Here is a 23,026-nt window from a genome sequence, read left to right as displayed (position 1 = left end):
CCCTACTCGGCCTGTCGGAGGTGCCGCTCCAGGAAGGCCTCGACTTGTTTCCAGAAATCGATGCGGTTGTTCTCGTGGCGCCAGCCATGCCCCTCGTTGTTGTAGATGACGTAGCTGACCTTGGCGTTATGTGCCTTGACCGCGTCGCGGAAGCGGTCCGCGTGCACCAGCGGCACGCGCCGGTCTTCAAAACCGTGCGCCATCAGCAGCGGCTGTTTCAGCTCGGCGGCGCGCAGCAAGGGTGAGTTGGTGCGGAACAGCGCGGCATCGGCTTGCGGATCGCCGATCAGCGTGCGCATGCTGTAGTTCAGGCTTTCCTCGGAGGTGTCCGACTGGGCGGTGGTGAACATCAGCGAGATGTCGGTCACGCCCGCCCATTCGACGCCGCAACGGAAAATGTCGGGATCTTTGATCAGTCCCATCAGCGTGGCGTAGCCGCCATAACTGGCGCCCATGATGCCGATGCGCTTGGGGTCCGACCAACCCTGCTTGACCGCCCACCGGGCCACGTCGGCCAGGTCGTCCTGCATGCCGGCGCCCCATTGTTTCCAGCCGGCCTGGAAATGGTCGTAGCCAAATCCGGTGCTGCCGCGATAGTCGGGCTGGATCACCACATAGCCGCGCGTCGCGAGGAATTGCGCTTCGTCGTCCCAATCCCAGTAGCCGCCTCGCACATAGGGACCGCCATGCACCAGCACCACCGTCGGCCGTGGGCCCTCGGCCTTGCCGGGCGGCAGGGTGACGTAGGCGGGAATGTCGCGGCCGTCACGGGCCTTGAAGTGGTGCAGGTCACGCAAGCCCATTTGGCGCGGGTCAATCTCGGGATGCGCGCCGCCCAGCCCGTCCAGCTTGCCGCTGGCGCGCGTGTACAAGATGTACTGGTCCGGCTGGCGATCGGAGGAGGCGACCACCAGCAGCACCGGCGCGCTCAGGCAATGTTGCGTGCAATGCAGGGTGTTGGTCGTAGCGGGCAGTGCGGCGTCGATTTTGGCCTGGTCGGCCTTGAGCACCGGATCCAGCCAGTAGCTGGTGCCGGCGTCGGTCTGCATGTGGATGCCGAGCAGTTTGCCGGTAGCGCCATCGAGTTCGGGTGTGCCGTTGAAATCGAATCCCGGCACCGAGATGAACGGCTCGCCGGCCCGCTTCATCGTTTTGAGATCGTAGCGAAACAGCGCGCCGTAGCCCTTATGGTTGGCGCGCACATACATGGTGTCGTCGCCGTCGAGGAACATCGGCGAGAAGCGCTCGTCCTGGAGGCAGTTGCCGTTGGAGAGTTCGGTCCAGCCGGCGGCTTTATCCTTGCGGTAGGAGGTGATGCAGCGGCCCTGGCGCACCGACGTCGCCACCCGCGGCACGTCGTGGGCGTCGGTCAGCCAGTTGCGGACCGCGTCCGGCTGCGGGCCTTCGAAGGTGCTGCTCAGTTGGTAGGTGCGGGTGTTGAGGCGGAACAGCCGCGAATAATCGGGTGTGCTGTCGATGCCGTTCCAGTAGTAGCGTTCGACCAGGATATCGTCCGAGCCGTCGTGGGTCGCGCCGTAGTACGCGTAGTCGGCCGTCAACCGGTGCGTTTTGATGGAGCTCCCCGTCACTTCCTGCTGGTGATCCCAGCTGCCGGAGATCAGGTGAACCAGATTGGCGCCGTCGCTGTCGGCCGCCATCTCTTCCTGGTTGCCCTCGAATTCAGTGCGCAGGTTTTTGACGGTGAAACCGATGCGCTTTTCGTTGATCCAGTGGACCGCGGTGATGGTCTCGTCGATCGACGTCTTGATGACCACCTTGAACTTGGATAGATCGGCGGTGTCGTGCACCACCAGGCCGGCGGTGCCGCCCGGCAGCGCCATCACCTTGGCGACATGGCCGCCCTTGGGCGAGAGCGTCACGTGGTTGACTTGCGGGGTCTGGAAGAAGGCGGAGGCTTCAGGCGCCGGGGCGGCTGCGGCGCAGGGCAGCAGGGCGGTCAGCAGCAGTGGGATAAAACGGGACAGCGGAGTGTGGAACATACGAGCCTCTATGATTGCATTTAGGCATCATAGAGGCTGCTTGTTTCTTTGTCTATCAGGCGGCGACGTTGCGGCCGCTCTTGGCCGACCAGCGGTACAGTCCCCACACCATCGCCACGCCGAGGATCAGCGCGACAATCATGGCCTGCGCTTCGCTCAGCGAGTTGGCGATGGCCAGCGGCTCGCCCTTGCCGGAGACGACGATCAGGCCGGCCAGCGCGACGTTGAACAGGCTCTCGCCGACGATGAAGCCGGACATCACCAGCACGCCCAGGCGCTTGGCGGTGTCGCCGCCGACCTTGTGCTCCATCGCGCGGTCGAACAGGTAGCCGGCCACGGCGCCGATGCACACCGGCGTGATCACGGCGCTCGGCAGGTAGATCGCCAGGCCCACGCCCAGCGGCGGCAGCGAATACTTGCCGTTGCTGGACTTCTTCAAGGCGAAGTTGATCGCCACCAGCGCCAGGCCGACTAGCGCGCCGTAGCCCAGCAGGTCCCAGCGCAGTTGGCCGCCGATGACGCCCTTGGCCAGGGTCGAGATCAGCAGCGCCTGCGGCGCGGCCAGCGGCTGGTCCGAGATCGAATTGAGGTTGGGCGCGCCGACAAAGCCGTTCGCATGGTTCAGCAGCTCCAGCACCGGCGGCACCACGCACGAACCGGCGACCACGCCGATCAGCAGGCCGACCTGCTGCTTCCACGGGGTCGCGTCGACCAGCTGGCCGGTCTTCAAGTCCTGCAGGTTGTCGTTGCCGATCACGGCCACGGCCAGCACCACGGTGGTGACGAACAGCGCATAGGCAATCAGCGCCTGGGCCACTTCAGGACCCATGATGCTGCGGCCGACCATGCCCACGCTCAGCGCGGCGCCGAGGATGGTCAGGATGGCGATGCCGGACACCGGCGAATTCGAGGAGCCGATCAGGCCCGCCATGTAGCCGCAGACGGCGGCGGCGAACATGCCGGCGATCAGGATGTAGCCGATGCCGACCGCCACCAGCGGGAAGGCCAGCGACGCCAGCGGACCGCCTTGCAGGAAGCTGGCCAGCAGCCAGCCGGCCGGCACCATCGACAGCAGCGTGACCAGGCCGACCACGAAGATCGGCAGATCCTGCTCGGTGCGATCGAGCACGCCGCCATTGAGCTTGGCCTTGCGGGCCGATTCCATCGCCGACTTCAGGCCGCCGAAGATAGGCTTGGCCAGGCCGGCCAAGGTGATGATCGCCGCCATGCCGATCACGCCGGCGCCCATCATGCGTACTTCCTTGGACCAGATGCCCAGCGCGTGGGCGCTGGCATCGACGCCGGCGGCGGCCGGGCTCAGGGAGGTCATCAAAGGCACCATGATGCCCCAGGCGATGACCAGGCCGGCCAGCATCGCGATGCCGACCGTGATGCCCATCAGGTGGCCGGCGCCGATCAGGGCCAGCGAGCTCGATGCGCCGATGCCGGTGGCGCCTGAGCCGGTGCGGAAATAGATCGCCACTTCGCCGGCCATCAGCTTGACGGCGGCGAATGCGGCGAATGCGGCGGAAGCGACGCTGCCCCAGATCACGGCCCACAAACCGGCCTTGCCTTCGGCGGCGCCGGCGCGCGAGGCCATGCCGACCTTCAGCACTTCAGCGGCGGCCACGCCTTCGGGATACGGCAGGTCGGACTGCGACACCAGCGCGCGGCGCAGCGGCATGGTGTACATCACGCCCAGCACGCCGCCGATGGCGCAGGCGCCGAAGGTCGGCCAGAACGGCACCTTGGCCCACCAGCCTATCATCAGCAGGCCAGGCAGCACGAAGATCACCGAGGCCAGCGTGCCGGCGGCCGAGGCGATGGTCTGGACGATGTTGTTTTCCTGGATGGTGGCATCCTTGAAGGCGCTCAGCAGCGCCATCGAGATGACCGCCGCCGGGATCGAGGTGGCGAAAGTCAGGCCCACTTTCAGCCCGAGGTAGACCTGAGCCGCCGTGAAGACCAGCGTGATCAGTACGCCCAGGATGATGCCGCGAACGGTGATTTCCTTGGGGTTGGACGGTGCAGCTATGCTCATCTTCAGCACTCCGATGGAGAAAGAATATTGTTTATATGGTCAGAAAAAGGGAAAGGCGCCTCATGATATCCGAAGTCTAGTCGAGCCAGCAGGTAAAATAGCGGATTGTCAGAACGATTTTGAAGGTCAGAGCATGTCGATACAATGGTACCCAGGGCACATGAACGCCGCCAAGAAAAAGGCGGCCGAGCAGATGGAGAACACCGATCTGGTGATCGAGGTGGTCGACGCCCGCCTGCCCGAGGCCAGCACCAATCCGATGGTGGAGGAGCTGCGCAAGTTCCGCCAGCGTCCGTGCCTGAAGATCCTCAACAAGATCGACCTGGCCGATCCGGCCGCCACGGCGGCCTGGGTGGCCTACTACAACGCGCAGGAAGGCGTGACCGCGTTCGCGATGACCACCAAGAAGCCGGCCGACGTCACCCGCGTGCCGGAACTGGCCAAGCAGCTGGCGCCGCACCGCGGCGTGCCGACCAAGCCGCTGCGCATCATGATCATGGGGATCCCCAACGTCGGCAAGTCGACCCTGATGAACGCGCTGCTCAAGCGCAAAGTGGCCAAGGTCGGCGACGAGCCGGCGGTGACCAAGCAGCAGCAGAAGCTTTACCTGGACAAGAACACCATCCTGGTCGACACGCCGGGCATGCTGTGGCCGAAGATCGCGCTGCCGAGCGACGGCTTGATGCTGGCCGCCAGCCACGCGATCGGCTCGAACGCGCTGATCGAGGAGGAAGTGGCGGTGTTCCTGGCCGACGAGATGCTGAAGACCTACCCGCAGCTGCTGGTGGCGCGCTACGGCTTCAAGGATATCGAGAGCTTCGACGGCATCGCGGTGGTGGAGGGCGTGGCGGCCAAGCGCGGCTTCCGCCAGAAGGGTGGCGACCTCGATTTCGAGAAGGCCTCGCATACCTTCCTGGGCGACTACCGCAGCGGCATCCTGGGCCGCATCTCGCTGGAGACGCCGGCCAGCCGCAAGGGCCGGCTGGAAGTGCACGACGCCGAGATGGCCGTCAAGAACGCCGAGAAAGCCGCCATCGCCGCCGCCAAGGCCGCCGACTACGCCAACGGCAAGCGCGGCACCTAGTACCCAACCCGCAGAGCCGAGCAGGGGTCGGACCCCCTACGGGGTCCGACCCCGCGTCCGCATTGCGGGGTGGCAGCCCGACTAGCCGAAACGGAAGCTGGTCACGGCCAGCGATCCCATGAACGCATCCTCGTGGTAGGGCACGGCCGCCGCGTCGTTCTCCGCCGCGCCCAAGGCCACCATCAACGGCAGCAAATGCTCCTCGCGCGGATGCGCCATGCGCGCGGCCGGCGCCTGTTCCCATTCCAATAGCTGCGCCGCGCGTTCCTGCGGCGGCAGCGCCATGGTCGCGCGCAGCCAGCCGTCGAAGGCGTGCGAGGCCGCCGCGCCCTGCGCGTTGAAGGCGCGCAGGTTGTGGTAACTCAGCCCACTGCCGACGATCAGCACCCCCTGCTCACGCAAGGGCGCCAGCAAACGGCCCACTTCCAGATGCGTCAACGGATCGAGGCCGCGCTTGAGCGACAGCTGCACGATGGGCACGTCCGCATTCGGATAGATCGGGTACATGGCGCTGAAGGTGCCGTGGTCGAAGCCGCGCTGCGCATCCAATTGCGCCGGGAAGCCGCCCGCATCGAGCAACTGCTGGACCTGCGCCGCCAGCTCCGGCGAACCCGGCGCGCTGTACCGCACCTCGTAGGTGTGTGGCGGGAAGCCGCCGTAGTCGTAGATCATCGGCGGTTTGGCCGACGACGACAGCATGAAATCACGCTCCTCCCAATGCGCGGTAATCACCAGCACCGCCTTCGGCGTCACGCCGAGCTGGCGCGGAATGTCGCGCAGCGAGGCGTCCAGCTGGCCGTACAGATGGCCCACCTGGTCCATCATGAACGGCCACGGGCCGCCGCCGTGGGACAGGAAATAGGTTGGCAATGCAGTCATGGAAAGCTCCGGTTTGAGTATGACCTCACTATAAGGACCGTAGCCGTTGCGATCAATGCACGAAATGTAGATAGGTCCTATCTAAAAAGTTAATGATCCGGGGCACGCGCGTATAATGCCGGGGTTCTGGTGCTTGCCCATGTGCTCACATGCGCAGTTAAACGGGAAACACAAGGCCGCCCGCGCAGACAGCGCGACGGCCAAGGTGTGCTGCCCCCGCAACGGTAACGCAAGGCTGCTGCAGCCTTGCCAGCCCGGATATCGGCCAGACTGGGGGAAGCCCGCGTGGCTTCCGTACACTTCCAGCCTGCGGGGACGCGGGCGGATGTCTCTTTTGAAAATGACCTGACATGCAATCCTCCGCCTTCCAACCGCGCCTGCTGGCCGCCGCCGTCTCCCTGTGCTTTGCCGCCGCCGTTCCCGCCGCCGCCCAGATATCCGAGGCGCTCGCGCCGATCGTCATCACCGGCTCGCGTTTCGACGCCAACGCGGCGCTGACGCCGATCGGGGCCATCGTCATCAGCGCTGAAGACATCCAGCGCTCCGGCGCCAACGACGTCAACACCGCGATCCGCAAAGTGGGCGGCGTGTACGGCCGCCAAAGCCTGGACGGCAGCCCGGACTTCAGCCTGGACCTGCGCGGCTTCGGCTCCAACAGCAGCCAGAATATGGTGATCGTGCTGGATGGCGTGCGCCTGTCGGAAAATGAACTGAGCAACGCCATCCTGTCGACCATCCCGATCGACACCGTGGACCACATCGAAATCACGCGCGGCGGCGCCAGCGTGTTATACGGCGACGGCGCCACCGGCGGCGTGATCAACATCGTCACCAAGCGCCCGGTCAAGAACAGCCGCCGCGGCAGCGTGTTCGTCGAGGGCGGCCAGTTCCGCGCCGGCGAAGCGCGCGTGTCCGGCTTCCAGGCCTGGGACGGCTTCGCCGCCGACGCCACGCTGGACACCCAGCGCACCGACAACTACCGCGACAACAATGAGTTCAAACACACCCACTTCAGCGGCGGCGCCCAGTGGTTCGACAACGCCGGCCGCGCAGGCTTCCGCTACGAAGGCGCGCGCCAGGACATGCGCCTCCCGGGTTCGTTGAGCGAGGAGGCGTACAACGCCAATCCACGCAAGGCCAGCACCCCCGACGATTACGCCAAGCTCGATAGCGACCGCTTCACCGCCTTCGGCCAGCGCCGCATCGGCGCCTACGAACTGGCGGCCGACCTGTCGTACCGCAAGAAGACGGTGGAATCGGCTTACAACTTCGGCGGCCCGCCGTCGATCGCCACCTACGACAGCAAGCAAACCCAGTTCTCGCCGCGCGTGCGCCGCCTGGGCGAGATCGGCGGCCTGCTGAACGAGCTGGTGGCCGGCTTCGACTGGACCGTCTGGAACCGCACCGCCACCACCAGTGCGCGGTACTCCGCGGCCGATGCGACGCAGCATTCGAAAGCCCTGTACGTCCGCGACGAACTGCGTTTCGACGCCGCCCATGAAGGCCGCGTATCGGCCGGCGCGCGCCGCGAGATCTTCAACAAGGACTTCAGCGATCCGCTGAACGGCTTTGGCAGCAAGGCCTACAAAGTGACGCAAGGCCTGAACGCATGGGAGCTGCAAGCGAGCTACATGCCGGTCACTCACCTGACCGTGTATGGCAAGGCAGGCCAGAGCTATCGTGTCGCCAACTCCGATGAGAACTCGCTGACGCCGAACTACAACAAGCCACTGTTGTCGCAGCAGTCGCACGATCTGGAACTGGGCGTCAGCTATGGCACCGCCGCGCAGAAGATCACCGGCCGCGTGTTCCGCCACAACCTGAGCAACGAGATCTTCTTCGATCCGACGATCTACGCCAACACCAACCTGGCGCCGACCCGCCGCGAAGGCTTCGAGATCGACGCCGAGCAGCGCATCAACGCCGCCTGGAACCTGACCGCGCACTACCAGCACGTGGACGCCAAGTTCACCGAAGGCGTCAACAACGGCAAGGAGATGGTGCTGGTGCCGAAGAACACGCTGACCGCGCGCCTGAGCTGGACCCCGGCCAGCGGCCACACCGCCGATGTCGGCGCGCAGTGGGTCGACAGCCAGCGCAACGGCGGCGACTTCGACAACAAGTGCCCGGCGCAGATCCCTTCCTACACCACGCTGGACGCGCGCTACGCCCGCAAGTTGGGCCAGTGGGAGTTCGCCGTGTCGGGACTGAACCTGAGCGACAAGCGCTACTTCTCGCAAGCCTTTAGCTGCGACAAGGGCATCCAGGGCGGCATCTACACCGCCGACGGCCGCCAGCTGAAACTCTCGGCCCGCTACGAGTTCTGATGCGCGCCATGACCACGACCGCTCGCCCAGCCTCGCTGTCGCTGTCGCTGGCGCTGGCGTGCACGGCGGCCTGCGCGCAGGCCGCCGTCACCGTGCAGGACGACGCCGGCAACAGCGTCAGCGTCGCCAAGCCGGCGCAGCGCATCATCTCGATGGCGCCGCACGTCACCGAGCTGCTGTTCGCGGCCGGCGGCGGCGAGCGCGTGGTCGGCGTGATGAACTACAGCGACTATCCGGAAGCGGCCAAGCGCATCCCGCAGGTCGGCAGCAACGCCACCATCGACATGGAGCACGTGCTGGCGCTGCGCCCGGACCTGCTGGTGGTCTGGAAGAGCGGGAACACCGCGAACCAGCTGGAGCAGCTGAAAAGCCTGGGCATCCCGGTCTTCTACAGCGATCCGAAAAAGCTGGAGGAGGTGGCCACCAGCCTGACTCGCCTGGGCCAGTTGATGGGCACCGAGGCCGCCGCGCAAAAGGCGGCGGCGGACTATCGCCAGCGGATCGCCAAGCTGTCGGCCACCTATGCGCAACGGCCGACGGTGCGGGTGTTCTACCAAATCTGGGAAAAACCGATCTTCACCCTCAGCGGTGAGCACATCGTCAGCGACGCGATCCGCGTCTGCGGCGGCCAGAACGTGTTCGCCGCGCTGAAGATGCCGGCGCCCACCGTCAGCACCGAGGCGGTATTGCAGGAAAACCCCGAAGCCGTCTTCGGCGGCGACAAACACGACGCCGAATCCGGCATCAATATCTGGAAGCCGTACAAGGGCATGCTGGCGGTCCAGCGCGGCAACCTGTTCATGATCGACGGCGAACAACTGGTGCGCGCCACGCCGCGCATCGCCGACGGCATCGCCGTGCTGTGCGAACGGCTGGAGACCGCGCGCCGGCGCCGCCCCTGAGGCTTGACGCCGCCGTCATTTGCACATCGTGGAAAAGGTGGTAATCTCGCGGCGTTTGCCACTCACCTTGTTGAAGGACTGTTATGCGTTTCCTGAACTTGCTGCGCCCCCTGATTGCCACCGTCGCCTTCATGGCCGTCGCCGCCGGCGCCCATGCCGCCGATTTCAAGAACGGTGTGGATTTCACCACGCTGGACACGACCAGCCGTCCGGATACCGGCAAGAAGGTCGAAGTGCTGGAAGTGTTCATGTACCACTGCCCGCATTGCAACGCGCTCGAAGCGCCGCTGGCGGACTGGGTCAAGAAGCAGGGCGACAAGATCGTGTTCCGCCGCATGCACCTGGGCGAGGATGCGCAAGCCAAGGCCTTCTTCACGCTGGAATCGATGAACGCGCTGGGCAACGGCCTGCACGAGAAGTTCTTCCATGCCGTTCACGTCGAGCATAACCGTCTGAATACCGATCAGTCCATCCTGGACTTCGTCGTCAAGAATGGCGTCGACAAGACCAAATATCTGGAATTTTTCAATTCGTTCGCGGTCCAAACGAAGATGAAACGTGGCGTGCAACTGGCAAACCAGTATAAACTCGACAGCGCACCGGCCCTGGTGATCGATGGTCACTATACGACCTCGCCAGCCATCGCCGGCCACGGTCTGACGTCCGCTCCGGCGGCGCACGCGGCCATGTTTGCGGTGATGGATAGCCTGGTTGCCAAGTCGGCCCAGGAACGCGCCGCCAAGAAGTAAGGAAAGAAAATGAAAGAAATCAGCGAAGAACGCAAGGCGGCCGAAGGTGAGGTCATGAAGATCTACAAGGAATCCTCGCCGGTCATCGAAACCCTGTTCGAATGGGCCTACATCAACCATGTCGCCTGGAGTCTGGCGGTGCTGGCGCTGGGCTTCATCGTCTGGCTGCTGATCGCGCTGAGCAACGCCGAGAACCAGCGCAACGCGCTGATGACCAAGCAGTGCGCCGATCCCGTCTTCAAGGGAGAACTCGACAAGAAGTGCCTGCGCACCGTGCACTCGCGCGAACACTGGTGGGAGCACGTGAGCTACGCGCTGACCCACGTCAGCCCGGAAAAATAAGCATGACACCAGCCCGCAGCAGCGGGCTTTTTTCTGTGATAAGGCATACGATGAAACAAGTGATACTGGTCACCGGCAGCAGCCGGGGCATAGGCGCGGCGACCGCGCTGATGGCGAGCCGCCGCGGTTATGCGGTGTGCATCAACTACCTGCGCGACGCGCAGGCGGCCGCGCAGCTGCGCGCGCAGATCGTGGCCGAGGGCGGCGAGGCGATCGCGGTGCAGGCCGACGTCAGCGTGGAGGCCGACGTGCAGCGCCTGTTCGAGACCATCGACGAGGAACTGGGGCCGCTGACGGCGCTGGTCAACAACGTCGGTATATTGGAGCAGCAGTGCCGCCTGACGGAGATGTCGGTGGAGCGCCTGCAGCGGGTGTTCACCACCAATGTGATCAGCTACTTCCTGTGTTGCAAAGAGGCGGTCAAGCGCATGTCGACCGCCGATGGCGGGCAGGGTGGCGGCATCGTCAACCTGTCGTCCGGCGCGGCCCGGCATGGGGCGCCGAACGTCTACATCGACTACGCCTCGTCCAAGGGCGCGATCGATGTGATGACGCTGGGCTTGTCGAAGGAAGTGGCGGCCGAAGGCATCCGCGTGAACTGCGTCCGGCCGGGCATGATTTATACCGGTATCCACGCCAGCGGCGGCGACCCTGGCCGCGTGGCGCGGCTGGAGTCCAACGTGCCGATGCTGCGCGGCGGCCAGCCGGAGGAAATCGCCGAGACGATTTTGTGGCTGCTCAGCCCACAATCGTCCTACGTCAGCGGCGCCATCATCGACGCCGCCGGCGCGCGCTAGCCGGCGCGGCGATTTTCAAACGCCGCAAGCAAGTGTTTCAATGGCCAGCCCACTTCTCGCGGAGAGGCAGGTGGCGCACAATCCGGGCATTCAAACAACGTAAGGACTCGCCCATGAAACGCTGCTTCCTGCTCGCCGGCTTGCTGCTGGCCGGCGCCGCCAACGCCGACGATCTCACCGTTCAAGCGGCCCGCCGCTACGCCGCCTTCTGGAACACCGGCGACCCGGCGCTGGCCAGACAGGCCCTGTCGCCCGACTTCATGGATCGCACCTTGCCGGCGGGCCGCGAGCAGGGCGTCAACGGTCCGCTGCAAGCGTCGAAAGGCTTTCGCACCGCCGTCCCCGACCTGAAGGCGGAAATCACCGACATGGTCGTCGACGGCGACCGCGTCGCCGTGCACCTGCATTTTAGCGGCCACTTCACCGGCACGTTCGGCGCAACGCAAGGCAAGGGCCAGGCCATAGATTTCCAGGCCTTCGACCTGTATCGCGTTGCCGACGGCCGCATCGCCGAGAACTGGCACCTGGAAGACAACCTGACCCTGTTGCGGCAGATGGGCATCGTTCCAGCCTCGCCTTGATGCTCTTAGCTGTGGATCACTACCGTGCAGGTAGTGCCGGCCACCAGCTCCAACCCTTTCGGCTGCTGGTCGATGTGGATCCGAACCGGCACCCGCTGCGCCAGCCGCACCCAGTTGAAGGTCGGGTTGACGTCGGCCAGCAGCTCGCGGCCGGTATTGGCGTCGCGGTCCGTGATGCCGTGGGCGATGCTTTCGATATGGCCGTGCAGCTGGGCTGCGCCGCTCATCAGGTGTACTTCGACGGCGTCGTTTACCTTCAGCAGCGGCAGCTTGGTCTCTTCGAAATAGCCGACCACATAGTACGAGGCGCTGTTGATCATCGCCAGCTTGGCCGCGCCGACGGCGGCGAAGTCGCCCGCGTGCACATTCAGGTTGGTGACGTAGCCGGTGACGGGCGCGCGCACCACCGTGCGTTCCAGGTTCAGCTCCGCCAGGCTGCGCGCCGCCAGCGCCGCCTGGTACTGCGCCGCCGCCGTGCCGACCGCGAATTCCGCCGTCTCCTTGCTCTCGGCCGAGATGATGGAATTGTCCAGCCCCGCGCGGCGATTGGCTTCCTTGCTGCGCCGGCCTTTCTCCACCTGTTGCGACGCCAGCACGGCGTTGGCCTGCACCAGCGCGCTCTGGTAGCGGGCCTTGTCGACCACGAACAGCACCTCGCCCTGCTTGACCAGCTGGTTATCGTGCACCATCACCTCGGTGACGGTGCCGGCGACGTCGGCGCTGATGGTGACCACATCGGCCTTGATACGGCCGTCGCGGGTCCAGGCGGATTCCATGTAGTGCTCCCAGGCCGAGCGTCCCATCCACAGGGCGGCGGCCAACAGCAGCATGGTCAGGAAAAAGCGGAAGATTTTGGATGCACTCACGACGGGCTTTCTGATTGAGTTAAATTATTTATACTTATTTATACTTATTTGTACAACGTGACCAGCAGGGCGCTGAAGATGCAGGCGAACAGGCACAGACGCACCAGCGCCGGGTGCCAGCTGCGGCGGTAGGCGCCGAGGTGGCTCAAGGCGCTGTCGAGCGCCACTTGCAGCACCAGGCTGACAAGGAACAGCGGCAGCACGCCGGGCAGCAGTACGCCAAAAAAGTCGATCTCACGCGGCATGGCCGGGTTCTCCTGTAGTGATCTGGTCCAGCAGGGACGTGTAAATGGAATGCAGGTCGGTCAGTGCGGTGTGCAGGCGTAGCTGGCGTTCCGGGGTGGCGGAGGGCAGGGCTGCGCGCACGCTGGCGCCGGCGTCCAGTATCGATTGCAGCGCCGTCTCGCCGCTGGCGCGCGCCGGCGCCCGCAGGTAGGCGGCCAGCTGGCGCACCACCAGTTTCAGCGCCACCGGCACCGGGCCAGGCTGCGAACCGGCGATCAGCTGGCGCAGTTCGATCACGGCGTGGCCCAGCTCCAGCAAGGTCAGGCCCTGGCGCACCACGGCGCGCGCGGCTTCATTGGGCGCAGGACCGGAGGCGGCGTTCAGTTGGCTGAGCAGGTCGCGCACGCGGTTGTCGAAGCGCCGCTTCAAACGGTACAGCGACGCAGTGCAAGCGCCTTGCGCCTCGCGCCACAGGGCGGCGGCCACATGGTCCTTCTGGCCCATGGTGTGCTCCGGCAGGATCACCTTGAACATCAGGTAGGCCGCCGCCACGCCCATCGTCAGCGACAGTTCGCTGCTCATGAAGCTCTCGACGTCGTAGTGCATCAAGTTGGTCGGCACCACCAGCGTGGCGCAGAACATGCAGATGCCGATGCCCACGCCGGCCCAGCGCGGGCTGGTCATCAGATAGCTGCCAAACACGAAGATCGGCAGGGCGGCGATGATCAGCGTGGGGAAGTCATTGGCGCGGGCGACCAGGAAGAATTCGGTGGCGAAGGCCAGCGGCGACGCCACCAGGAAGCCGATCAGTACCTGTTGCACCAGCGCCGTCGGCCGTGGCGACGACGAGGCCAGCGCGCAGAAGATGGTCGCCATCAAAATGGCGTTGCCGAGGAAGGGCCAGGCCAGCCAGTACCATACGCCGGCCGTCAGCAGCAGCGTGACGCCGGCGCGGAAGCCGCTGGCGACGATGATGGCCGGCGGCGTCTTCGGCGTGTAGGCGCCGGGATCGCTGACCTGCTGCTGCTTCTCCTGCGCCAGGCCGTGATACAAGCCGGCGAAGGCTTCCATGTCGCGCACGTAGCGCTCCAGCAGTTCCACCGCAGTGTCGAAGTCGATCTGCTGCGCGCGTTCGAGCGGCGCCGCCGCCAGTTGCAAGCGAGCGCCGGCGATGTCGCTTGCCAGGCCGGCGCGCATCTGCGCCATGCGTGCCGCCGTCAGCTCGTCGCCCATGGCCTGCGCCAGGTGCGCGTGCATCGGCTCGACCAGCGCCAGCACCGGCCGCGCATGCGCCGCAGCCGCGCCGCGCAAGCGATGGATCAGGCGGTGCAGCGTGTAGAAGGTGGTCAGCACCGTCATGAAGGCGGCGTTGAAGGCATGCAGCTGGCGCGTATGCGAGCGCGGATGGTCGGCCTCGAAGAAGGCGGCGGCGCGGCCCGATTCCAGCGCGGCGATGTCGGCCGCGAACTTCAGGTGGCTGAGTTCCGTCTCGGCCGGTGTCAGGCGCTGTTCCAGCACCTGCGTGCAGAAGGTGATGAAGCTGGCGTAGCGTGCCTGCACGGTGCGCATCACGGCGCGCGAATGGCGGCGCGGGAAGACCACGTCGTGCACCACGGCGGCGCAGATGATGCCCAGCCCGACCTCGGTCACGCGCGTGACGGCCAGCGTGAACACGCGGTCCGGCGCGTCGATGGCGGGGACGGCGATCATGCAGGCGGTGTAGCCGGCCAGGACGAAGCTGTACGATTGCTGGTTGCGGTGCATGGCGGCGCCGCCGGTGCACAGCGCGATCCACACCGCCACACCGATGAACAGCAGCGGCGGCGATTGCGGGAACAGCGCCACCAGCAGCAGCGATGCCGAGCAGCCGACCAGCGTGCCGAGAAAACGGTAGAAAGCCTTTTCCAGCACCATGCCGCTGCTGGGCAGGGCCAGGATCACGGTGGTGGCGAGTGCGGTATAGGGGGCGTCGAGGCCGAGGCGGAAGGCCAGCCATAGCGCGGAGAAGGAAGCCAGCATAGTCTTGGCGACGAACACCCAGCGCTCGCCCTCGGTGCTGAACCAGCCGGCGGTTTGCGCCGCCAACCAGCGCAACGCTCCCCTTGCCGCACTTGGGTCCTGGAGGGGAGTGGCGGCTAGGGGAGAGTTCATGGCGTCAGTTCAGGCTATGTCAATGCTTCGAGATTATCCAGCTGCCTTTTCAGCAGCGCTTCAAGTACTTTAACTTCTTCAGGGCTGTAGCCGTCGTAGGCGCGGGTGGTGGTCGCCCAGACTTCCGGCAGCACCTTGGCGGCCAGCTCGCGGCCGGCGTCGGTCAGCGTGATCATCACGCAGCGGCGGTCGCCGGGGCGGTTGCCGCGCGAGATCAGGCCTTGCGATTCCAGGTCGTTGCATACCCGCGTCAGGTTGGCCGGCTTTTCCATGCAGGCCTCGCCCAGCGTGGACGCCGTCGATGTCTCGTCGTCCGAGCCGTACAGCACGGCCAGCACCATGTAGCTGGCGTCCACCAGTTCATATTTGCGCAGCGCCGCATTGCTCAGGTCTTTCATCCGTTTCTGGATGTGGTAAGTCATACGCAAGACGCGCATCAAATCCTCGGGGAACTCCGGCATTCGGGCATGGATGTTTTTCAGGCGTTTTTTAGTCGCTTCAAAACTGCTCATTGCCTGCTCCTCACACTGTTTTTCAAAGGATTTGATTGTACTATCTAAGCATCATGGCAATTCCAGTTTTATGCCGCCACCCAGCGCGGTCATCAACAATGTGTAGTTATCTAGTTGTTTGCTAGCCACTTGCGCCATCTGCTGTTCTTCGTTCAATAGCGTCAGCTGCGCGTTAATCACGTTCAGCGCGTCGGTCATGCCGGCGCGGTAGGCGCGTTCCGCCAGTTCCTGCTGGCGGCGGGCCGAGGCCAGGGCGCGCTGCGCCAGCTGGTCCTGCTGCCTGACCGAGGCGATGCGCGCCACCGCGTTGGCCACATCGGCCATGGCCTGCACCACGGCGGCGTTGTACTGCTCGACCGCGCCGTCGTAGAGCGCGGTCTGGTTGCCGAGTTGACTGCGCAGTCGGCCGCCTTCGAAGATCGGCAGGCTGATGGCCGGCGTCACGCCGCGCATGGCGGAGTTGGCGTCCAAAAAATGCGTGAATCCCAGCGACTGGAAGCCGACGAAGGCCGCCAGGTTGATGTTCGGGTAAAAATCGGCCTTGGCGCCGGCGATGCGCGCGCTGGCCGCTTCCATCCGCCAGCGCTGGGCCGCGATGTCGGGCCGGCGGCCGACCAGTTCCGCCGGCAGCGAGGCGGGCACCGCGTCGCCATGGCCGGCATCGAGGGCCAGCATCGGCCGGGCGATCGCATCGCCGTCGCCCGGTCCTTTGCCGATCAGTGCCGCCAGCTGGTTGCGCAGCAGGGCGATCGATTCGCCGATCTGCTCATGCTCGCGCCGTCCCGCCGGCAGCGTGGTTTCTATGCTCGCGACTTCGATCTCGCTGGCCAGCCCTGCGGCCTGGCGCTTGCGCGTGATCTCCAGGATGCGCTGGCGCTGCGCCAGGTTCTGCGCCACGCTGTCCTGTAGCGTGTACTCCAGCGATAGCTGGATGTAGCTGCGCACGATGGCCGATTCCAGCGTCAGCCGCGCCATCTGCGATTCGGCCGACGCCATATGCACCTCGTCCAGCGCGGCGGCCAGCGCATCGCGGTTGCGGCCCCACAGATCGAGGTCGTAGGAACCGGACAGCGCGGCCGTGTTCTTCCACGCATAGTTGCCGGCCAATGGAGCGGGCACGGTGCTGTGCGCGGAATACAGTTCGTGGTCGGCGCTGGCGGCGGCGCTCACCTGCGGCAGCGTGCCGGCCTTGGCGACGCCGGCCAGCGACTCGGCCTGGCGCACGCGCGCCTGGGTGGCGCGCAGCGTCGGGTTGTCGGCCAGCGCGGCGGCCACCAGTTGGTTCAGCTGCGCGTCATGCAGCGCTTCCCACCATTGCTGCTCCGGCCAAGCGACAGTGGCGCTGGCGGCGGCGATGGCTTTGCCGGGATTCAGTTCGGCCGGTTTCAGCGCGACTGCCTGCGGCTTGATCTTGCCCATGTCGGCGCAACCGGCCAGCACCGCCAGCACGCAGGCTGCGAGGGCGAAGGACTGGACGGCGCGTGGCGATTTCACGGGGCAGTTTCCGATTACTTGACGTTGTGCTTCTTGGTCTGGGCGACATCCATGTCGGCTTCGGTCTCGATCAGCGTGCCGTTCTTGCGCGCTTCCAGGAACTCTGCCTGCACTTGGGCGCGGGTCAGGCCGGCCGGTTGGGCTTTGGTGGCAGTCGCCAGCGCGCCGTTGGCGACGGCGGTTTGCGCGGCGGCGGTGGTTGCGGTGGTGGTGGCCGCAGCCGGCGCGGTGGTCTGCGCAAACGCGTTGGTGACGGTGGTGGCCGTGGCGGCGATAGCAAATGCGGCGGTGGCGGCGGCGGTGATCAGGTTTTTAGTCGTGATACTCATGGTGCTACTCCTTGGGTTGGCTGCGGTATGAGTTAACTATAGAGATGAATAATACATTTGTAAAGTAAAAAATTCCTATCGGCACGATAGCTTTTATGCGCGGACACGCACGGAACGGCCACGACGACGGTGGTCAAATGGAGGTTTTCACAGGGAGGAGCAGATCATGTCTGACAGTACCTTGGACCCGGACAACATACCGGTAGGCACCGACCGCACCTTGGGGCGCGGCCATGGAACGCGGGCGCTGGGGCCCAGCGACAACTCCGACAGCGGCAGCGACGTCCCCGGGGAGCCGGACATCGGCCTCGATAGCGACACCGACGCCGAAGGCACCGGCGAGCGCGCCAGCGTGGACATCGAGTCGCTGCCGGCGGATACGGATATCGGCTTCGATCACATCGAGACGATACCGGTGGTGGACGGCGCCTTCCACGACGCCGCGCCGGACGAACGCCCGGAGCGGCGCGACTGGTCGCGGACTAACTAGGCCTCATTTGTGGCTGGACGATCCGGCCCACAGATTGATGGCGCCTTCCTTGGCCAGGACATCGATGTCGGCCAGCTCTTTGGCGCTGAAGGCCAGGTTCTGCAAGGCCGCCACGTTCTCGCGGATCTGCGCGCTGCTGCTGGCGCCGATCAGCGTGGACGTGATGCGCGGATCGCGCAGCACCCAGGCCAGCGCCATTTGCGCCAGCGTCTGGCCGCGCGCCTTGGCGATCTCGTTCAGGCCGCGCACACGTTCCAGGTTTTCATCGCTCAGGTGCGCCTTCTGCAAGGAGCCGCCGCCGGGGCGGTTCACGCGCGAGTCTTCCGGAATGCCGTTCAGGTATTTGTCGCTCAGGATGCCCTGCGCCAGCGCGGTGAAGGTGATGCAGCCCATGCCCTGCGCGGCCAGCGTGTCGAGCAGGTCTTCCTCGATCCAGCGGTTCAGCATATTGTAGGACGGCTGGTGGATCAGGCACGGCACCTTCCACTCGGCCAGCAGGCGCGCCGCCTCGGCGGTCTTTTCCGCCGAATAGGACGACACGCCGACATACAGCGCCTTGCCTTGCTGGACCGCGTGCGCCAGTGCGCCCATGGTTTCTTCCAGCGGCGTGTCCGGGTCGAAGCGGTGCGAGTAGAAGATGTCGACGTAGTCGAGGCCCATGCGTTGCAGGCTTTGATCCAGGCTGGCCAGCACATACTTGCGCGAACCGCCGCCCTGGCCGTAAGGACCGGGCCACATGTCCCAGCCGGCCTTGGTGGAGATGATCAGCTCGTCACGGTAGGGTTTGAAGTCCTTCTGGTACAGTTCGCCGAAATTGGTTTCGGCCGAGCCGTACGGCGGGCCGTAGTTGTTGGCCAGGTCGAAGTGGGTGATACCCAGGTCGAAGGCGGTGCGCAGCATGTCGCGTTGCGAGGCGAGCGTGCTGACGTCGCCAAAATTGTGCCACAGCCCGAGCGACATCAGCGGCAGTTGCAGGCCGCTGCGGCCGCAGCGGCGGTACTGCATGGCGTCGTAGCGGTGCGGCGAAGCGTGGTAGGTCATGGTTGGGGTACTCCAGGATTGAACAGGGTATCTGCGATTATAGGCATGTCGGCCGGATTGCGCCGTGCAATCCAGCCGTCCGTTCTTGCAAACCGTCGCGGCTTATGGCGTTTCGTCGCATTCCTGCGGCTTGCCTGGTCAAGGTTGGGCATGCTGCGGTTTTTATATCGGACGCGGCGAGATGTTCAGACTATCGTTTTCCATGATGCTGCGCGACTGGCGCGCGGGCGAGTTGCGGTTTTTGCTGGCGGCGCTGATGCTGTCGGTGGCGGCGCTGTCGTCGGTGAACTTCTTCACTGCGCGCATGGGCGCCGGCATCGCGCGCAATGCCAACCAGGTGTTGGCCGCCGACCTGGTGCTCGCGTCCGACCAGCCCCTGCCGGCCGACGTGCGTGTCGAAGCGCAGCGGCGCGGCCTGCGCAGCGCGGACACGGTCGCCATGCTGAGCATGGCCGTCGCCGGCCGGGACGAGCAGGGCGTGTCGATGCTGGTCGCGCTGAAAAGCGTCAGCGATGCCTATCCCTTGCGCGGCCACCTGAAGCTGCGCCGCGACGGCCAGCCGGACGACGTGGCCACGGCCATCCCCGCAGCGGGCACCGTGTGGGTCGATGCGACGCTGGCGGCGGCGCTTAACCTGCACAACGGCTCCATGCTGCGCATCGGCGACCGCAGTTTGACGGTGGCCGGGGTGATCGCCTCGGAGCCCGATGCCGCCGCATCCTTCTTGACGCTGGCGCCACGCGCCATGATCTCCAGCGCCGACCTGATGTCCACCAATCTGCTGCAACAGCATGCCATCGCCACTTACCGTTTGCTGCTGGCGGGAGAACCGGCGCAGGTGGCCGGCTTCGAACAATGGCTCAAGGCGCGCATCGCCGCCACGCCCAAGCTGGGCATCGAAATCAGCTCGCTGGCCTCGGCGGGCAAGGACAGCCAGTCCATGCAGGACCAGGTGCGGCAGTTCCTGTCGCTGGTCAGCCTGTTGTCCGCGCTGCTGGCCGGGATCGCGGTGGCGATGGCGGCAGGCCGCTTCATGCAACGCCACCTCGACGCTTGCGCCGTGCTGCGCTGCCTGGGCCAGACGCAGTCGCAGCAGACGCGCATGTATTTGCTGGAGTTCCTGATGCTGGGCGCGGCCGGCAGCGTGGCCGGCGTGTTGCTGGGATTCGGCTGCCACTTCGTGCTGCTGGAATGGCTGGGCAAGCTGGTCGCCGCCGACCTGCCGCCGCCCGGCTGGCAGCCGGCGCTGCAAGGGCTTGCGGCGGGACTGTTGCTGCTGCTTGGCTTCGCGCTGCCGCCGCTGCTCCAGTTGCGCAATGTGTCGCAGGTGCGCCTGCTGCGCCGCGAGCAGGAGGCGCCGCAGGCGCGCACCGTGGTTGGCTATGCGCTGGGCGCCGCCGCCTTTACCGCCTTGCTGGTGTGGCAGACCGAGGATGTCATGCTCGGCCTGATGGCGGCCGTCGGTTTCGCGCTGTGCGGTTTCGTTTTTGGCCTGGTGGCTTGGCTGGGCGTCGGCTCGTTGCAGCGCTTGCGCCGCCTGTTCAATCATCCCGCCTGGCGTTTCGCCATCACCGACATGCGCCGACGCCCGGCGGCCAGCGTGACGCAGATCGTCGCGCTGGCGCTGGGCCTGACCGCCTTGCTGCTGCTGACGGCAGTGCGCGGCGACCTGCTGGCGGCCTGGCACCAGGCCACGCCGGATGGCGCGCCGAATCACTACATCATCAACATCCAGCCGGACCAGCAGCAGGAACTGGCGGCGCGCCTGAAGAACTACGGCCAGCCGCAGATGCATGTGCTGAGCCGTGGACGACTGATCGGCATTAACGGCAAGCCCGCCAAATCGGACGACCCGCGCGCGAAGGAACTGGTCGAACGCGAACTCGAAATCGAGCAGGCCGACCAGCTGCGGGCGCCCAACACCCTCACCGCCGGGCGCTGGTATGACGGCGTTGCGGCGGAAGTGTCGGTTGACAAGGGCATCGCCGAAATCCTCGGCATCAAACTGGGCGACACCCTGAGCTTCGACGTGGCCGGCGAAACGCTGGAGGTCAAGGCCTCCAGCCTGCGCAAGATCGACTGGCGGTCGCACCAGGTGGGCGCCGCATTCCAGGTGGCGCCGGGGCTGATGGTCGGCATGCCGATGACATTGGCGACGACGGTGCACGTGCCGGCCAACGACCGGCGCTTCGCCTACCTGCTGGCGCGCGACTATCCGAACCTGAGCGTGTTCGATATAAGCGCCTTCATCCAGCGCATGCAGGACACGCTGGCGCAGGTCAGCGCGGCGGTCGAATTCCTGTTCGGGTTCACGTTGATATCGGGATTGCTGGTACTGTACGCTGCGATGGCGGGATCGCTGGATGCGCGCAAGCGCCAGGCGGCCCTGCTGCGCGCGCTGGGCGCCACGCGCAGGCAGCTGTCGCAGGCCCAATGGATAGAACATCTGCTGACCGGCGCCCTGGCGGGCTTGCTGGCAGCCGGCGGCGCAACGGCCGCCAGCTGGGCGCTGGCGCGCTTCAGCTTTCACCTGGAATGGCAATGGTCGCCGCTGTTGTGGATTGCCGGCCTGGCCGCCGGTGCGCTGTGCGCGCTGTTGGGCGGCTGGGCGGGTCTGCGCGGTGTGCTGAACCAGCCGCCATTACTCAGTCTTCGGGAAACTTAGGAGTATCAATGACGAATATGAATCTCGCCGCCAGCCTGCTGCGGCCTGCGATTGCGGTAAAAAACCTGTGCAAGCGGGTGGCCGACGCCACCGGCGAACTGACCATCCTGCATGACGTCGACCTGACGGTGCAAGCTGGCGAGACGCTGGCCATCGTCGGCGCGTCCGGCTCGGGCAAGTCGACGCTGCTGGGCATACTGGCGGGGCTGGACTTGCCGACCAGCGGCACGGTGGAGCTGGAGAACACCGACATCTTCCAACTCACCGAAGACGGCCGCGCCGTGTTCCGGCAGCAGAACGTGGGCTTCGTGTTCCAGTCGTTCCAGCTGCTGCCGCATTTGACGGCGCTGGAAAACGTCATGCTGCCGCTGGAGCTGCGCGGTGAAGGGCAGGCCAGGGAGAAGGCTGCGGCGATGCTGGAGCGGGTGGGCTTGTCGGCCCGCCTGCGCCACTATCCCAAGTACATGTCCGGCGGTGAGCAGCAGCGGGTGGCGCTGGCGCGCGCCTTCGTCTGCGAGCCGCCGCTGCTGCTGGCCGACGAGCCGACCGGCGCGCTTGATGCGGCCACCGGCGCGGCGGTGATCGAGTTGATGTTCGCACTGAATCGCGAACGCGGCTCGACGCTGGTGATGGTCACCCATGATTTGTCGATCGCCGCGCGTTGCGGCAGGACCGTTACGATGACCGCGGGCCGCCTGGGCCACGCTTGAGAAAGAGGACTGAATGCGTTTGTCACAGCTGATGTTGATCCCGGTGCTGGCGCTGGCCGGCACCGCCGCCCACGCCGACGGCCTGGCCGATCTGAAGGCCGCGCTGGAGCGTTTGCAGGAACCGGTGCCGTTGAAGGCCTCGCTGGATTCGAACGTGTGGCGCCGCAACGGCGAAGGCAAGGATGCCGATGAAACCAGCGGCCAGGCGGTGGTCGCCATCGAGGACGGCCAGCGCGGCATGCAGCTCAGCTACAGCCGCGAGATGCTGGCCAAGCTGGACGCCGAGGCCATGAACGTGGCGCGCAACCCCAACGCCAAGACGCCGACCTTGAACGCGGCCCGCGAATTCAGCCCGACCGACCTGCGGCCGATGATCTCGGCGGCCAGCAGCCTGTCGCACATGCTGGAGAAGACCAGCTTCCTGGCCGAGAAGGCCGACGTCTATCAGGGCAAGCCGGCGCGCCTGCTGACCTTCGCGCAGGGCATCGACGCGCTGAGCGACCGCGATCGCAAATACGTCAAGGAGTTCGACGGCCGCCTGCACGTATGGATCGGCGCCGACGGCACGCCGCTGGCCAGCCGCGTCACGCAGAACGTCTACGGCCGCGCCTTCATCGTCGTCACATTCGAGGCGAAGAACGAAGAGTCCAGCGTCTACGCGCTGTCCGGCAACCGGCTGGTCGCCATCCGCAAGGAGAGCCGCAACACCGCCTCCGGCGCCGGCGAGAAGAGCGACTTTAAAACCGTCAAAACCCTGCAACTACAATAAAAAAACCCGGGGTCAGGTCCCCCATTTGAGCATGAGCCCGGTTAATACAACCGGGCTCATGCTCAAATGGGG

The 23,026-nt window shown here is 65.6% G+C and carries 21 protein-coding genes and 1 riboswitch; of the genes, 11 read left to right on the top strand and 10 right to left on the bottom strand.

Annotated elements, in window-relative coordinates; genetic code table 11:
* Nucleotides 1–2: 2 nt before the first annotated feature.
* Both V6M89_RS19305 and V6M89_RS19300 read right to left on the bottom strand, forming a co-directional pair.
* Nucleotides 3–2,000, bottom strand: coding sequence for an alpha/beta hydrolase family protein (locus V6M89_RS19305; RefSeq protein WP_332854690.1), 1,998 nt, complete (start codon nucleotides 1,998–2,000; stop codon nucleotides 3–5).
* A 55-nt stretch (nucleotides 2,001–2,055) separates the two neighbouring features.
* Complete coding sequence (locus V6M89_RS19300; RefSeq protein ID WP_332854689.1) at nucleotides 2,056–4,041, bottom strand: OPT family oligopeptide transporter; 1,986 nt, start codon at nucleotides 4,039–4,041, stop codon at nucleotides 2,056–2,058.
* Nucleotides 4,042–4,174: 133 nt separating this feature from the next.
* Here V6M89_RS19300 and ylqF point away from each other — a divergent pair, with 133 nt between their 5' ends.
* Complete coding sequence (gene ylqF, locus V6M89_RS19295) at nucleotides 4,175–5,125, top strand: ribosome biogenesis GTPase YlqF (RefSeq protein ID WP_332854688.1); 951 nt, start codon at nucleotides 4,175–4,177, stop codon at nucleotides 5,123–5,125.
* Nucleotides 5,126–5,206: 81 nt separating this feature from the next.
* On the opposite strand, the gene V6M89_RS19290 is transcribed toward ylqF, so the two are convergent.
* Nucleotides 5,207–6,004 (bottom strand): DODA-type extradiol aromatic ring-opening family dioxygenase, encoded by a 798-nt coding sequence (locus tag V6M89_RS19290; RefSeq protein ID WP_332854687.1) that lies wholly within the window; start codon nucleotides 6,002–6,004, stop codon nucleotides 5,207–5,209.
* A 110-nt stretch (nucleotides 6,005–6,114) separates the two neighbouring features.
* A riboswitch (cobalamin riboswitch) is annotated at nucleotides 6,115–6,288 on the top strand.
* Nucleotides 6,289–6,354: 66 nt separating this feature from the next.
* On the opposite strand from V6M89_RS19290, the gene V6M89_RS19285 reads away from it, so the two are divergent.
* The 6 genes from V6M89_RS19285 (at nucleotide 6,355) to V6M89_RS19260 (ending at nucleotide 11,702) form a co-directional block, all read left to right on the top strand.
* Nucleotides 6,355–8,331 (top strand): TonB-dependent receptor, encoded by a 1,977-nt coding sequence (locus tag V6M89_RS19285; protein WP_332854686.1) that lies wholly within the window; start codon nucleotides 6,355–6,357, stop codon nucleotides 8,329–8,331.
* Nucleotides 8,331–9,233 (top strand): cobalamin-binding protein, encoded by a 903-nt coding sequence (locus V6M89_RS19280; protein ID WP_332854685.1) that lies wholly within the window; start codon nucleotides 8,331–8,333, stop codon nucleotides 9,231–9,233. The genes V6M89_RS19285 and V6M89_RS19280 overlap by 1 nt, the downstream gene beginning before the upstream one ends.
* A gap of 83 nt (nucleotides 9,234–9,316) precedes the next feature.
* A complete protein-coding gene (locus V6M89_RS19275) occupies nucleotides 9,317–9,982 on the top strand; it encodes a thiol:disulfide interchange protein DsbA/DsbL (protein WP_332854684.1) in 666 nt (221 codons plus the stop codon).
* A gap of 9 nt (nucleotides 9,983–9,991) precedes the next feature.
* Entirely contained in the window at nucleotides 9,992–10,324 is a 333-nt protein-coding gene (locus V6M89_RS19270; RefSeq protein ID WP_332854683.1) for a hypothetical protein, read from the top strand.
* A gap of 50 nt (nucleotides 10,325–10,374) precedes the next feature.
* Nucleotides 10,375–11,121 (top strand): SDR family oxidoreductase, encoded by a 747-nt coding sequence (locus V6M89_RS19265; protein WP_332854682.1) that lies wholly within the window; start codon nucleotides 10,375–10,377, stop codon nucleotides 11,119–11,121.
* Nucleotides 11,122–11,234: 113 nt separating this feature from the next.
* Complete coding sequence (locus V6M89_RS19260; protein ID WP_332854681.1) at nucleotides 11,235–11,702, top strand: ester cyclase; 468 nt, start codon at nucleotides 11,235–11,237, stop codon at nucleotides 11,700–11,702.
* Nucleotides 11,703–11,707: 5 nt separating this feature from the next.
* Here V6M89_RS19260 and V6M89_RS19255 read toward each other — a convergent pair whose 3' ends face one another.
* From V6M89_RS19255 to V6M89_RS19230, 6 genes are read right to left on the bottom strand one after another with little or no spacing between them, the layout of a single operon-like run.
* On the bottom strand, nucleotides 11,708–12,568 hold the full coding sequence (locus V6M89_RS19255; protein WP_332854680.1) for an HlyD family efflux transporter periplasmic adaptor subunit: 861 nt from the start codon (nucleotides 12,566–12,568) through the stop codon (nucleotides 11,708–11,710).
* Between the two features lie 44 nt (nucleotides 12,569–12,612).
* Nucleotides 12,613–12,813 carry a DUF1656 domain-containing protein gene (locus V6M89_RS19250; protein ID WP_008446277.1) on the bottom strand — a complete coding sequence of 67 codons (201 nt, stop codon included), beginning with the start codon at nucleotides 12,811–12,813 and terminating at the stop codon, nucleotides 12,613–12,615.
* Nucleotides 12,803–14,944, bottom strand: a complete 2,142-nt coding sequence (locus V6M89_RS19245; RefSeq protein ID WP_332854679.1) for an FUSC family protein — start codon at nucleotides 14,942–14,944, stop codon at nucleotides 12,803–12,805. Before V6M89_RS19245 ends, V6M89_RS19250 begins: the two co-directional genes overlap by 11 nt.
* Before the next feature lie 14 nt (nucleotides 14,945–14,958).
* Nucleotides 14,959–15,456 (bottom strand): MarR family winged helix-turn-helix transcriptional regulator, encoded by a 498-nt coding sequence (locus V6M89_RS19240; RefSeq protein WP_026335152.1) that lies wholly within the window; start codon nucleotides 15,454–15,456, stop codon nucleotides 14,959–14,961.
* Between the two features lie 51 nt (nucleotides 15,457–15,507).
* Entirely contained in the window at nucleotides 15,508–16,950 is a 1,443-nt protein-coding gene (locus tag V6M89_RS19235; protein WP_332854678.1) for an efflux transporter outer membrane subunit, read from the bottom strand.
* A 14-nt stretch (nucleotides 16,951–16,964) separates the two neighbouring features.
* On the bottom strand, nucleotides 16,965–17,279 hold the full coding sequence (locus tag V6M89_RS19230; RefSeq protein WP_332854677.1) for a DUF4148 domain-containing protein: 315 nt from the start codon (nucleotides 17,277–17,279) through the stop codon (nucleotides 16,965–16,967).
* Between the two features lie 166 nt (nucleotides 17,280–17,445).
* Here V6M89_RS19230 and V6M89_RS19225 point away from each other — a divergent pair, with 166 nt between their 5' ends.
* Nucleotides 17,446–17,769: a hypothetical protein gene (locus V6M89_RS19225; protein ID WP_332854676.1), complete on the top strand. Its 324-nt coding sequence runs from the start codon at nucleotides 17,446–17,448 to the stop codon at nucleotides 17,767–17,769.
* 3 nt (nucleotides 17,770–17,772) lie between these two features.
* Here V6M89_RS19225 and mgrA read toward each other — a convergent pair whose 3' ends face one another.
* A complete protein-coding gene (gene mgrA / locus V6M89_RS19220; protein ID WP_332854675.1) occupies nucleotides 17,773–18,810 on the bottom strand; it encodes an L-glyceraldehyde 3-phosphate reductase in 1,038 nt (345 codons plus the stop codon).
* Nucleotides 18,811–18,991: 181 nt separating this feature from the next.
* Here mgrA and V6M89_RS19215 point away from each other — a divergent pair, with 181 nt between their 5' ends.
* From V6M89_RS19215 to V6M89_RS19205, 3 genes are read left to right on the top strand one after another with little or no spacing between them, the layout of a single operon-like run.
* The gene (locus tag V6M89_RS19215) at nucleotides 18,992–21,475 is read left to right on the top strand and encodes an ABC transporter permease (RefSeq protein ID WP_332854674.1); all 2,484 of its coding nucleotides are present in this window, start codon (nucleotides 18,992–18,994) and stop codon (nucleotides 21,473–21,475) included.
* An 8-nt stretch (nucleotides 21,476–21,483) separates the two neighbouring features.
* Nucleotides 21,484–22,185 (top strand): ABC transporter ATP-binding protein, encoded by a 702-nt coding sequence (locus V6M89_RS19210; protein ID WP_332854673.1) that lies wholly within the window; start codon nucleotides 21,484–21,486, stop codon nucleotides 22,183–22,185.
* 13 nt (nucleotides 22,186–22,198) lie between these two features.
* Nucleotides 22,199–22,954 carry a hypothetical protein gene (locus tag V6M89_RS19205; protein WP_332854672.1) on the top strand — a complete coding sequence of 252 codons (756 nt, stop codon included), beginning with the start codon at nucleotides 22,199–22,201 and terminating at the stop codon, nucleotides 22,952–22,954.
* Nucleotides 22,955–23,026: the final 72 nt, after the last annotated feature.

Source organism: Duganella sp. S19_KUP01_CR8 (assembly GCF_036688705.1).
Classification (GTDB): domain Bacteria; phylum Pseudomonadota; class Gammaproteobacteria; order Burkholderiales; family Burkholderiaceae_D; genus Rugamonas.
The sequence above is the reverse complement of the archived record's forward strand: the minus strand, read 5'-3'. Positions and strand labels throughout refer to the sequence as shown.